The following is a 13,374-nucleotide window of genomic DNA, read 5'->3' as shown; positions in this document are numbered from 1 at the left end:
GAAAGGCATATGAGTTAACCGTTTCTCCAACGCGCCATGTATGTGAAACTTGTCTATCGGACAAGTGCTCACATATACTATCATAGCAAAAAATGAATTGCAAGGCTTTTTTTAATTTGTTGTAGAAATTTTGTATGTATATAAATCGCCTCGATAATAACAATACGTTAACTCAATAAGTTCTCCCTTTTCATTATAAGAAATACGTTCTCTTAATAATACAGGCATAGAAGCCGAAATCTTTAATGCATTGCGAACTTCTTTGTTTGGCAAAATTGCAGAAATTTTTTCTTCAATCTTTTTTGGAATACCTGTTCCAGAATAATCCAACATCGTATAAATAGATTGACTATATTGACTTGGATCTAAAGGTAAATTTGTTGACAAAGGAAAATATGAAATAAAATAAACCATTTTTACTTCATCAGCCGTACGAACACGTTTAATACAATATACTTCTTGCCCAGAATCTAAACCAAAAACAGAAGCAACAAATTCATCAGGAACTATTTTATTTACTTGTAAAGAAACAGTTCCAGGAACACGATTCATCGACTTCATTTCTTCTGTAAAACTCTTGATATGTGTCAATTCTTCTTCAATTCCTTGTTGCCAAATCACAAAAGTTCCTTTTCCACGACCACGCTTTACCATTCCTTCTTGTTCCAATTCCAAAATAGCTTGTCGTGCCGTAATACGAGAAACACCAAACTCTTCTTGAATTTCCATTTCACTTGGAATCCGATCTCCTCTTTTAATTTCACCGTTTACAATTCGATCATGATAAATTTCTTTAATTTGAAGATACATTGATTTCGAACCTTTACCTGTTTGTAACTTTGCCATATTCCACCTCTACTTTTTTTGTTCTTCTTTTTTCATCAATTTCAATCCATTCATCTAATGTCATAGGAATATAATCTGAATACATACAGAAACAATTAATAAATTGGCAAGGAACCTCTTCAATAGCACCTCCAATAGAAACGTGTCTCTGATTCTTTACATATTCCTGAAAAAAATCTAAATACTGCTGATCTTGTGTCTTATGAATGTGTCCATGCAACATAAAAGATTTTGGATTTCCTTGTTCATCTTTTCGATATTGTCCATTGTAACAAGCAATCGGATAATGGCACAAAACAACTTTTCGACGATTATCATTTAATTCTTCATAGTCTTTGATCCAGCGAAAATAAGAAGAATCAAATTCTTTGTCTACTAAAAAACGATCATGATTTCCTTTGATAAGAAACAGTTTTCCCTGCAAACGATCCAAAACCGACTTTGTTTCTTTCCAGGATCCCCAGGAAAAATCCCCTAATATCACAACTTCATCATTTTTTCTTACTTTTTTATTCCATTGAGAAATCATATATTCATTCATTTCCTCTACCGAATCAAATCCTCTTTTGTCCATATAAAGATTCAATGCCCGATGAAAAAAATGACAATCCGCAATATAATATCGCATAAAAATACCCCCTACTGGACTTGACAAACATATCCCTGGGCTTGATAAGCTTCTTTTGTCTTTTTTAAAGAAATATATTGCGATTCAATTTCCCCTGAATTCAACAATCCCTTTTCTACTAACTGATCAAAATCTGCGGCTTCAAAATCAATCATTAATGTATATTGAATTTCTTTTTCCTGTACTTCTCCAATTGCAGAAACACCTGCAACATCTTTATATTTTTCAGACAACGCATTATTGATTCGCTCTACAATTTCTTCTTGTGAAACGAATCCTTCTAAATCTAGAGAATCTACATAATCATCAATGCTTTGGTAAAACACATACTGCATCGCATAGAGGCTATCTCCTTTTGAAAAAAAAGTCACAGTTTTTTTCTGTTCTCCTGAACATATAACAACGGATTCTGTTTCATCAATTTCTTCTTCAACTTTTTCTAGTGGCTCACCCAGTCGAGTACATCCACATAAAACAAAAAGAAACAAGAATGTCATAACTTTTCTCATAAAAAAATTTTACACGATTCTTGCTTCATTTTCAATCAATATTACATTTTATACTTTTGTGTTTTGAAATTCTAATTTTTCAATGCTTGCATAGGAGAAGGAATTCGACCTCCACGATCGATCATAACATCATTGGAAGTCTGATTAATTTTCATAACCGGACCATATCCTAATAATCCACCAAAATCCAATGTATCTCCAACTTCTTTTCCAATAGCCGGAATCACACGAACAGCCGTTGTTTTAGAATTCACCATTCCAATGGCTGCTTCATCAGCAATAATTCCTGAAATCACACTGGCTGTTGTATCGCCTGGAATAATAATCATATCCAAACCAACGGAACAAACCGCTGTCATTGCTTCTAATTTTTCCAATGTCAAGATTCCTTCTTGTGCTGCATGAATCATTCCAGCGTCTTCACTCACTGGAATAAAAGCCCCTGATAAACCACCTACATGGCTTGTGGCCATAACACCACCTTTTTTAACAGCATCATTTAACATAGCCAGACAAGCTGTTGTTCCATAAGCTCCACATGTTTCTAATCCCATTTCTTCCAATATATAGGCAACACTATCTCCAATAGCTGGTGTAGGTGCCAAAGACAGGTCAACAATCCCAAAAGGAACATTTAATTTTTCAGAAGCAACAGAACCAACCAATTGTCCCATACGCGTAATCTTAAATGCCGTTCTCTTGATTAAGTCTGCAATTTCATCCATTTTTAAAGATTTATCAGCTTTGGCCAAAGTAGCGCGGACTACACCTGGTCCAGATACTCCAACATTAATAACACAATCCGCTTCTCCAACACCATGGAAAGCTCCAGCCATAAATGGATTGTCTTCTGGGGCATTACAGAATACTACTAATTTAGCAGCACCTAGACAATTATCATCTTTTGTCAATTCAGAACATTGCTTTACAATTTCACCCATTTTTTTGACAGCATCCATATTGATACCTGCCTTTGTAGATCCAACATTAACACTGGCACAAACGTGTTGTGTTTTAGCCAAGGCTTCCGGAATGGATTCTATTAAAGCTAAATCACCTTGGGAATATCCTTTTTGCACTAAAGCCGAATATCCACCAATAAAATCAACACCCAATTTTTGAGCACATCTTTCTAATGTCAAAGCATATTCTACTGGATTTCCTTTACTACAAGCTACCAACATTGAGATAGGTGTTACACTGATTCTTTTATTCACAACAGGAATTCCATATGTCTTTGAAATATCGTTTCCCACTTTTACTAAATCCTTAGCTAAAGTACAAATTTTCTTTTCCACTTTTTCACAAGACTTCTGAATATCTGGGTCCATACAATCCATTAAAGAAATTCCCATTGTGATTGTACGAATGTCCAGACATTCTTCATCAATCATTTTTATTGTTTCTAATATTTCTTTTGTCTGCATGTCATTCTCCTAAATTTTGTGCATTGAATCAAAAATATCTTGATGCATAACACGGATAAGCAAGTCTCTTTCTTTTCCAAACGATTCCATATAAGTCGCAAATTCAGAAATGGAACTAGACGCATTGGTAAAGTCCGTGCTCATTGTCATGGTAAAAAAACCATCTACTATGGTTTGTGAAACATCCAGAATATTAATATTTCCTTTCATGCATTCATTGGCAATGGTTGCTAAAATTCCCACTTTATCTTTTCCGATTACAGTAATAATGGCTTTCATCTTTTCCTCCTAAAATTTTATACAAACTCTTGAATATTTCTTTAATTCATAGGGATCAAATGCACTTTGAAGCCCCATAACATTTATTTCATATTCATTACGCATGAATTGAACACTTGCCTGTTCTTTCATGCAATTTAAAATCACAGCACTATCTTGTTGATTCAATGTTTTTTTTCTTTTAAAACAAACTTCATTTTTTTCATTCAATAAATAAAGTTCTACATCAATTAAAGAAGAATTCAGTAAATTTTCTTTCCAATCACATTCTTGTATATTGAAATAAAAATCACTTGAATCAATGTCTCCACCTTCTAATACAAAAATAGCTGTATTCTGAGTATAACAAAAATTCAATTCAAGTGCACCTTTTAGTAAATTCAACTCCTCTTCCGTCCAGAATTCATCTTTAATAACGAGCATAAAACGGTTTTCAACAAAATCCATAATGGCTCCTAAATCGACTTCATAAGGAAAAATATCTTTTTTCATGCAATCAATATAACATAAAAAATCATTCAATCCAAAGACTGAATGATTTTTTGTTTACATAAACTTTTGAGCAGCTGTTAAAATCGCCATTTTATAAATTTCTTGCCACGTACATCCACGAGACAAATCATTGATTGGTGCATTTAATCCTTGTAATAAAGGACCAACGGCTTCATATCCACCTAAACGAGCCGCAATCTTATATCCAATATTTCCACTTGATAAATTTGGGAAAATAAATGTATTGGCATGACCTGCTACCTTTGAATCTGGTGCCTTTAAAGAAGCCACTTCTTCATTCACAGCACAGTCAAACTGCATTTCTCCATCCACATCAAAATCCAATGGCATACGTTTTAAACGAATTGTTGCTTCTGTCATTTTTTCAACGCATTCTCCACGAGCCGATCCAAAAGAAGAATAAGACAACAACGCAATTTTTGGTTCAATACCAAATTGACGAGCTGATTTAGCTGTTTGAAGTGTAATTTCAACTAAATCATCTGGATTTGGATTAATATTAACAGCACAGTCAGACATAATATATTGACTATCTTCTTTCAACAATAAAAAACAAGAAGAAACTAAGGCATTGCCAGGAGCTGTTTTTACCAATTGAAGAGCCGGACGAATCGTATCCGCTGTTGAATACGTAGCCCCTCCTAATAAACCATCGGCATATCCCATCTCAACCAGCATTGTACCAAAATAGTTTGTACTATTAATTAATTTACGGCATTTTTCCTGATCCAGTTTTCCACGACGAAGCTCAATCATACGTGTAATCATTTCTTCTTTTTTATCGAATTCAGAAGGAGCCAATTGAATAATATCTGATAAATCATTATTTTCTTGTTGCGCACATTGTGCAATTTGATCTTTTTCCCCTAATAAAACAGGTTCTACAATATTGTTTCTTTTTAATTCTATCGCCGCTTTTTGTACACGAGGATCCCATCCCTCAGTTAATACAATACGAATGCCCTGTCCCTTAATTTTTTGTTCCAATTCATCTATAACCATGTTTACTAACCTCTTTTCGAATCTTAGTATAGACCACCCAAAATGCCTTGTCCATATAAAGAATAATTTCACAAAGAAAAAGACAGAATCATCTGCCTATTCTCCACATAATAATAAAACCAGCAATGCTTTTTGAACATGAAGACGATTTTCTGCATCATCAAATATTTCTTTAGCATGTTCTTCAAAAACATCTTCACTAATTTCTTGTCCTCGAAAAGCTGGTAAAGGATGCAACACCATGACATCTTCTTTGGCAAAAGACAACAAATCACGATTAATAGTGAATCCCTTAAAATCTTGCATACGCATGCGAACATCTACTTCAGTGCCCATAGAAGCCCAAGTATCTGTAACCACAATATCGGCTTGTTGAATTGCTGTTTGTGGATCATTTGTCAACTGAAACGAATTTGGATATTGTTTCGCAAACTCTAATACAGAACAATGCGGCTCATATCCTTTAGGCGTTGCCACAGAAACATTCATATTCATTGTCAATCCTGCGACAATTAATGAGTTCGCAACATTTGATCCATCCCCAATAAAACATAGATTCAGATTTTCCAGTGCTCCATATTTTTCTTTCATCGTCAACAAATCCGATAAAACCTGACAAGGATGTGAATACATAGTCAAACCATTGATAACAGGAATTGAACCATATTTTACATAGTCCTCTACATCTTGTTGACTCGATGTACGAATAATCAGACAATCCAAATAACGAGAAAGAACACGTGCTGTATCCTGGATGGGTTCTCCCCTTCCACTTTGTAAGTCTTTTCCAGAAAGAAATAAAGGCTGTGCACCGAGTTGATAGACCCCCGTTTCAAAAGATACACGTGTACGCGTTGAAACTTGATCGAAAATCATTCCAATTGATTTTCCTTTTAAACTTTTATGTTCCATTCCATGTTGTTTTTCATATTTTAACTGATCTGCCAAATCAAGAATCTGAAAAATATCTCTTCTCGATAAGTCCATCATTTTTAATACATGTTTCATTGAAAGACTCCTTTCATAATCGAAATAACTTCATCAATTTGTTCATACGAAAGAATCAATGGAGGCAAAAGACGAATCACATCGACTCCTGCACTCAATACTAATATTCCTTGTTTCATCAATTCCTGAATCAAAGTAGATCTTTTATTCTGATCTACAACAACACCAATCATTAAACCCATTCCCCGAACTTCTTTTATTTCTTTAGATGAAATAGATTGAATCTGGTCTATAAAATAATTTCCTTTTTCTTTTACATCTTGTAAAAAATCAGGCTGATTTACAATATCTAATACCGTATTTGCTATAGCACAGCTCAATGGATTGCCACCAAAAGTGGATCCATGATCTCCTTTTTGAAATACATTTTGACATTTTTCATTGGCTAAAATAGCACCAATGGGAATTCCTGCCCCTAATCCTTTTGCCAAAGAAACTAAATCTGGTTTTATGTCGTATTGTTCAAAAGCAAACAAAGTACCTGTTCTTCCTATTCCCGTCTGTACTTCATCAATCATCAATAAAATATCTTTTTCATGACAAATTGTTTCAACTTCTTTGACAAAATCATAGTTCAAAGGAAGAACACCACTTTCACCTTGAATTAATTCCATGAAAATTCCACAAACACTATCATCCAGTTTCTTTTTTAAATCCTCTATTTTGTTGCATTCCACAAAATCAAAGCCATCCACAAAAGGATAAAAATAATGATGAAATTTATCTTGTCCTGTTGCACTTAAAGTCGCCATAGTTCGTCCATGAAAAGAATTTTTTAGAGTTAGAATTTTATTGCGATTTTTTCCATATTTTTCAAATGAATACTTACGCGCAATTTTAATCATTCCTTCATTGGCTTCTGCCCCTGAATTCGCAAAAAAAACATTTTTCATTTGACTGGCTTTCACTAATTTTTCAGCACAATCAATCATTGGTTTTGTGTAATACAAATTACTGACATGCATCAATTCACTTGCCTGTTTTGAAATAGTTTGTACAATGGCAGGATGATTATGACCAAGACAATTCACACCAATTCCCGATGTCAAGTCTAAATACAATTTATGGTCTACATCCTCTAATACACAACCATTTCCTTTTTCAAATATAACAGGAAAACGGGCATATGTTTGCATCAAATATTGACTTTCTTTTTGAAATAAATCCATAAAGCCTCCTAGTAAATCATAGTCCCAACACCTTGTTCACTTAATAATTCAATCAAAATCGAATGTGGAATACGTCCATCTTGAATATTAACGGTTTCAACGCCTCTTCGGACGGCTTCTACCGCACATTGAACTTTAGGAATCATTCCACCTTTAATAATTCCTTCTCTTTCATAAATCGGTGCTTGGGATACTTTTAAGCTTGAAATCAAAGTAGATTCATCACTTGGATCTTTCATCAATCCCATAACATCAGTTAATAAAATCAATTTCTTCGCATGTAAAGCCACAGCTAATTTTTCAGCTGCTGTATCCGCATTAATGTTGTAGTTAGTCATTTGATCTAAACCAGCTGCTACACTAGAAACAACAGGAATATATCCTTTTTCTAAGACATCAAAAACAATGGTTGGATCCACATTCACAATGGTTCCCACATTTTCATGGACATCATCATAACGAACAGCCTGAAATAAATTACCATCCATTCCAGCTAATCCAATACCTTTTCCTCCTTGTTTAATCAAAAGAGACACTAAATTTTTATTGACTTTTCCACATAAAACTTGTTGAACGATATCCATTGTTTCATCATCGGTTACACGTAATCCATTGACAAATTTAGATTCTTTATTGATTTTTTCCAGCATTTCTTTAATTTCTGGTCCACCACCATGAACCAATACCACTTTAATGCCAATCAAATTCAATAAAACAACATCTTGAATGACAGCTGCCTTTAATTCTTCATTGATCATCGCATTGCCACCATATTTAATGACTACAATTTTGCCTGTAAATTGTTGAATATATGGCAATGCTTCCACTAAAATCTGAGCCTTTATATTTACCGAAATATTTGTCATGTTCGATAATCTCCATTAATTTTTACATAATCATAGGTTAGATCACAGCCCCAGCAAGATACTTCAAATTCGCCTTGTTTTAAATCCGAAATAATTTCAATTTCTGAATTCGAAAGAATTTCTTTTGCTTTATCTTCATCAAAATCCAATGCCATTCCATTTTGACTACATTGAATAATATCATCTTTACTCTTAAAATAAACATCCACTAAATATGGATCAAAATCAACACCTGCATACCCCAATGCACACATAACTCGACCCCAGTTCGCATCGGCTCCAAACATAGCAGCCTTCAATAACGAAGAAGAACATACAGACATAGCCAGTTTTTCAGCTTCATGTTCACTTTTTGCACCTTTAACTGTGCAAGTTAAAAATTTTCCAGCTCCTTCTCCGTCACTGGCAATTTTCTTAGCCAATTCCTCCATCACAAAACGAAGTGCTTCTTTAAAAATTTCATAAGAATTGGTTTGTTTTGTGACAGGAGCATTTTGTACCATTCCATTGGCCATGACAACACACATATCATTGGTTGATGTATCCCCATCTACACTGACACGATTAAATGTTTTATTCACATTTTCTAAAAGTATTTCTTTTAGTAAAGAAGAATTAATAAGACAATCCGTTGTAATAAAGGCAAGCATAGTACCCATATTCGGATGAATCATTCCCGATCCTTTACAAATACCACCCATGTGACAAATTTTTCCATTGATTTCAAATTCAATGGCAATTGTTTTTTCAATAGTATCTGTTGTTAAAATCGCATTGGCTGCTTTTAGATTGTGATTCTCACTCAATTCTATTTTTTCAATATTGTCTTCAATACAAGAAACAGGCAATACTTGTCCAATTACCCCGGTTGAAGCAACAATAACATCTTCTTCCTTTAATTGTAAGAAATCAGCTGCACATTTTGCTTCCCTTTGTGCATTCTCCATTTCCAATTGATTGCAAGCATTAGCATTTCCTGAATTCACAATAATTGCCTGGGCTACACCATTTTCTAAGTGTTGTTTTGTGACTTTTAAAGGCGCTGCCTTCACTTTATTTTTTGTATATACACTCGCACATTGACATAAAGTATCCGAAACAATCAAAGCCAAGTCATCTTTCTGATGATTCTTACGAATTCCACAATGACAGGCTCCTGCTTTAAATCCTTTACTTGCGCATACTCCTCCTTCAATAATTTTCATTTTATATCCTTCCTAACATCGTAATCCTTCACATTCATCGAAACCAAGCATCAAATTCATATTCTGAATAGCGGCTCCACAAGCTCCTTTTCCTAAATTATCAAATAAAGCTGTTACACTGACTCTTTGCTGATTTCCACAAACAATTAATTCCAGTGTATCTTTTTTTTCATAGGTATTGGAAGCAATCATGCCTTCATTTTGTTTGGAAACACGAATCAAAGGACTATTATTATACCAATTTTTTAAGCATTCATAAATAGTTTCCTGATTTATGCCATCCAATGAAATGGTAGTAGCCATTCCTCGATAATAATCGGCCACAACAGGATGAAACAAAGGCTCTTTTTCCAAACCACAAATCTTTGTCATTTCCGGTAAATGCTTATGATTTTGTGTTAATCCATAAATACGAGGAGAATATAAATCCTTTGATTTTTCTGATTCATATTGAGAAATCATCTTTTTTCCCCCACCAGAATAACCAGTTAAAGAAAAACAAGAAATGACATCTTTTTTTGAAATAATTCCAGTTTGAACCAATGGATATACACTCATAATAAATCCTGTGGCATGGCATCCAGGATTAGCTACTCGATTTTGATTTTGAATAGCTTCTCTTTGTCTGGAATTTAGTTCTGACATACCATAAATCCATCCTTCACTTACACGATGTGCACTCGAAGCATCGATGACCTTTGTGTTTTTATCTATCAATTCCATGGCTTCTATACTCGCCTGATCAGGTAAACATAAAAAGACTAAATCTGCCTGTTCCATGCATATTTTTCTTTGTTCTATGTCTTTTCGTTTATCTGGATCAATTTTTATGATTTCAATATCATTTCTAAGAGATAAACGAGAATAGATTTCCAATCCAGTGGTTCCAACTTGTCCATCAATATAAATTTTTGGTTTACTCACGTACTTCACATCCTTTAATAAAACACTCAATAACCTGGATTTGTCTTTGTACTTCCTGACTTGAAGGCCCTCCCAAGACATTTCTTTGTTGAACACATGTCTTTAAATCCAGAGCTTTATATACATCAGATTCAAACAAAGGATGAAATTGTTTGAATTCAGCAAGTGTACAATCGTTAAGTGATTTATTTTGTTTTGAACAATATCCAACCAATGTTCCAATCACGTGATAAGCATCTCTAAATGGCAAGCCCTTTTTTACTAAATAATCAGCACAATCTGTCGCATTGATATATCCATGTAATGCTGCTTTTGCCATATTTTCTTTACAAACTGTTAAAGTATCAAACATTGGATTTATGATTTCCAGACATTGTTTTACTGTATCAATGCAATCAAATACAGCTTCTTTATCTTCCTGCATATCTTTGTTATATGCCAATGGAAGTCCTTTTAACATTGTCAATAAAGTCATTAACGAGCCATAGACACGTCCACTTTTGCCTCGAATTAATTCACAAATATCTGGATTTTTCTTTTGTGGCATAATAGAAGAACCAGTAGAATAGGCATCATCTAATTCTAAAAAATGAAATTCTAAAGAACACCAGGAAATGACTTCTTCACTGAGTCTAGATAAATGCATCATTAATATACTTAAATCTGAACACAATTCAATACAATAATCACGATCGCTGACACCATCCAATGAATTTTCCATGGGTTGTTTAAATCCCAGTGAAGAAGATGTCATAAATCGATCAATGGGATAGGTTGTGGTTGCCAGGGCCCCTGAACCCAATGGACATTCATTCATTAAATCATATGTATTTTCCAAACGAACATAGTCTCTTTTTAACATATTGGCATAGGCCATCATCCATTGCCCTAAGGTAATGGGCTGTGCTCTTTGCAAGTGCGTATACCCAGGTAAAATTGTATCTACGTATTGTTTGGCATTTTTAGTCAGTGTTTTTAGAAATTGAAGCAATAAATCTTCGATTTCTTTAATTTCTTTTTTGACATATAAACGCATATCTGTTGCAACTTGATCATTTCTAGAACGAGCTGTATGCAATCTCTTTCCTGCATCTCCAATGCGATTGGTCAAGGTTTCTTCAATAAACATATGAATGTCTTCATATCCATCTGAAAAACGAATTTTACCTGCTTCAATGTCTTGAAGAATATCTTTTAATCCTTTGTGAATAGCTTCTTTATCTTCATTTGAAATAATTCCTTGTTTAGCTAGCATTTCACTATGAGCCAAGGAACCTTGTATATCTTCTTTATACATTCGACAATCAAAGGGAAGCGATGTATTAAAGCTATCTAATTTTGAATCGGCTTCTTTTGAAAAGCGCCCTGCCCACATTTTTGCCATAATTTCTCCTATTACTCAACTGAAGGGAAATGTTTTCCTTCTTTTTCATACAATGCTCTATCATTTAGTGCTCTTACTTTTAAAGGCAAACCAAATAAATTGATGAAACCAGCACTATCTCCCTGATCATAACAATCGTCTTCGTCAAATGTTGCCATTCCACTTGAATATAAACTATATGGACTTGTCACAGAAACTGGAATGATATTTCCTTTATATAATTTTAAAGAAACATCTCCTGTAACAGTTTCTTGTGTTGAATCCACAAAACTTGATAAAGCTTTTCTTAATGGTGTATACCATTGTCCGTTATATACTAAATCCGCAAATTTCAATGCGACTTGTTGTTTATAATGCGCTGTTTCTTTATCCAATGTAATTTCTTCTAATTTTTCATGGGCTGCATATAAAATAGTTCCCCCTGGTGTTTCATAAACACCACGAGATTTCATTCCAACTAAACGATTTTCTACAACATCTAATAAACCAATTCCATTAGCTCCACCCAATTCATTTAATTTCAAGATGATATCCAATGGTTTCATTTCTTGTCCATTCAATGCAGTTGGAATTCCTTTTTCAAAATGCAAAGAAATTTGTGTTGGTGTATCAGGTGCATCATATGGAGATACACCTAATTCCAAAAATCCAGGTTTTTGAATTGGTGCTTCATTAGCTGGATCTTCTAAATCCAATCCTTCATGAGATAAATGCCATAGGTTTTTATCTTTAGAATAATTTGTTTCTTTACTGATTTTTAATGGAATATTATGTTTTTGTGCATATTCAATTTCTTTTTCCCTTGAATTTAGTTCCCAGAAACGCCATGGAGCGATAATATCCATATCCGGTGCAAAAGCTTTAATTGCTAATTCAAAACGAACTTGATCATTTCCTTTTCCGGTGCATCCATGACAAATGGCATCCGCTCCTTCTTTTTGTGCAATTTCTACAATTCTTTTAGCAATAATAGGACGAGCAAAAGAAGTTCCTAATAAATATTTTTCATAAGCTGCTCCAGCTTTTAATGTTGGAATCACATAATCATTCACAAATTCTTCTTGAAGATCTTCAATATATAATTTGGAAGCCCCTGTTTTTAACGCTTTTTCTTCTAATCCTTCTAATTCACTAGCCTGACCCACATTTCCTGAAACAGCAATAATTTCAGCTCCATAATTTTCTTTTAACCACGGAATCAATACAGAAGTATCCAATCCACCAGAATACGCTAATACAATTTTTTTATATTGTTTTTTCATGTCTTTGTCCTCTTTTCTTTCTATTTTATTGTTTTTAATTTATAAATGACATCGTCGGGTTTTCATAGTTTCACCTCACAAAAAAAAACGTCCTTTTATAAAAGGACGTAAAATACGCGGTACCACCTTATTTCCATTCATCTATATGAATGACACCTTATTCTTAACGCGAAATCACGATCATTGCCTCATTATTTCTTCGACAATGCAGTTCCAAGACACGTTCCAAAACAATTCTTTGATAATTTTCACCAGCCATTATCTCTCTGAAAAAGAAATGTGTTTTGTACTTCTTCTCTTCATAACCTTTATGTAAAAGATTATAACCATATGAAAATAATTTTCAAGTTTT

At 33.9% G+C, this 13,374-nt stretch carries 14 protein-coding genes and 1 other annotated feature; all 14 genes read right to left on the bottom strand.

Features of this window, described 5'->3' with window-relative positions:
• Positions 1-111 precede the first annotated feature (111 nt).
• Positions 112-846 carry a GntR family transcriptional regulator gene (locus ACI32A_RS07555; protein ID WP_439754434.1) on the bottom strand — a complete coding sequence of 245 codons (735 nt, stop codon included), beginning with the start codon at positions 844-846 and terminating at the stop codon, positions 112-114.
• Positions 824-1,474 (bottom strand): metallophosphoesterase, encoded by a 651-nt coding sequence (locus ACI32A_RS07550; RefSeq protein ID WP_439754433.1) that lies wholly within the window; start codon positions 1,472-1,474, stop codon positions 824-826. The genes ACI32A_RS07555 and ACI32A_RS07550 overlap by 23 nt, the downstream gene beginning before the upstream one ends.
• Positions 1,475-1,485: 11 nt before the next feature.
• On the bottom strand, positions 1,486-1,983 hold the full coding sequence (locus ACI32A_RS07545; protein ID WP_439754432.1) for a DUF1307 domain-containing protein: 498 nt from the start codon (positions 1,981-1,983) through the stop codon (positions 1,486-1,488).
• A gap of 71 nt (positions 1,984-2,054) precedes the next feature.
• Positions 2,055-3,410: a PFL family protein gene (locus tag ACI32A_RS07540; protein ID WP_439754431.1), complete on the bottom strand. Its 1,356-nt coding sequence runs from the start codon at positions 3,408-3,410 to the stop codon at positions 2,055-2,057.
• A 9-nt stretch (positions 3,411-3,419) separates the two neighbouring features.
• Positions 3,420-3,689: an ACT domain-containing protein gene (locus tag ACI32A_RS07535; RefSeq protein ID WP_439754430.1), complete on the bottom strand. Its 270-nt coding sequence runs from the start codon at positions 3,687-3,689 to the stop codon at positions 3,420-3,422.
• A gap of 9 nt (positions 3,690-3,698) precedes the next feature.
• Positions 3,699-4,181: a hypothetical protein gene (locus ACI32A_RS07530; RefSeq protein WP_439754429.1), complete on the bottom strand. Its 483-nt coding sequence runs from the start codon at positions 4,179-4,181 to the stop codon at positions 3,699-3,701.
• A gap of 54 nt (positions 4,182-4,235) precedes the next feature.
• On the bottom strand, positions 4,236-5,204 hold the full coding sequence (gene pta / locus ACI32A_RS07525; RefSeq protein WP_439754428.1) for a phosphate acetyltransferase: 969 nt from the start codon (positions 5,202-5,204) through the stop codon (positions 4,236-4,238).
• 96 nt (positions 5,205-5,300) lie between these two features.
• A complete protein-coding gene (gene argF / locus ACI32A_RS07520; protein WP_439754427.1) occupies positions 5,301-6,212 on the bottom strand; it encodes an ornithine carbamoyltransferase in 912 nt (303 codons plus the stop codon).
• Complete coding sequence (locus ACI32A_RS07515) at positions 6,209-7,381, bottom strand: aspartate aminotransferase family protein (RefSeq protein ID WP_439754426.1); 1,173 nt, start codon at positions 7,379-7,381, stop codon at positions 6,209-6,211. Before ACI32A_RS07515 ends, argF begins: the two co-directional genes overlap by 4 nt.
• An 8-nt stretch (positions 7,382-7,389) precedes the next feature.
• The gene (argB, locus tag ACI32A_RS07510; protein WP_439754425.1) at positions 7,390-8,247 is read right to left on the bottom strand and encodes an acetylglutamate kinase; all 858 of its coding nucleotides are present in this window, start codon (positions 8,245-8,247) and stop codon (positions 7,390-7,392) included.
• Complete coding sequence (gene argJ, locus ACI32A_RS07505; protein WP_439754424.1) at positions 8,244-9,452, bottom strand: bifunctional glutamate N-acetyltransferase/amino-acid acetyltransferase ArgJ; 1,209 nt, start codon at positions 9,450-9,452, stop codon at positions 8,244-8,246. The genes argB and argJ overlap by 4 nt, the downstream gene beginning before the upstream one ends.
• Before the next feature lie 12 nt (positions 9,453-9,464).
• Positions 9,465-10,376, bottom strand: coding sequence for an N-acetyl-gamma-glutamyl-phosphate reductase (gene argC, locus ACI32A_RS07500; RefSeq protein WP_439754423.1), 912 nt, complete (start codon positions 10,374-10,376; stop codon positions 9,465-9,467).
• A complete protein-coding gene (gene argH / locus ACI32A_RS07495; protein WP_439754422.1) occupies positions 10,369-11,760 on the bottom strand; it encodes an argininosuccinate lyase in 1,392 nt (463 codons plus the stop codon). The genes argC and argH overlap by 8 nt, the downstream gene beginning before the upstream one ends.
• A gap of 11 nt (positions 11,761-11,771) precedes the next feature.
• Positions 11,772-13,022, bottom strand: coding sequence for an argininosuccinate synthase (locus tag ACI32A_RS07490; protein WP_439754421.1), 1,251 nt, complete (start codon positions 13,020-13,022; stop codon positions 11,772-11,774).
• Between the two features lie 98 nt (positions 13,023-13,120).
• Positions 13,121-13,334, bottom strand: a binding site (T-box leader).
• Positions 13,335-13,374: the final 40 nt, after the last annotated feature.

Origin of the sequence: Floccifex sp. (assembly GCF_051873555.1) — a bacterium.
GTDB lineage: Bacteria > Bacillota_I > Bacilli_A > Erysipelotrichales > Erysipelotrichaceae > Floccifex.
This window is presented reverse-complemented; position numbering and strand designations above follow the sequence as displayed.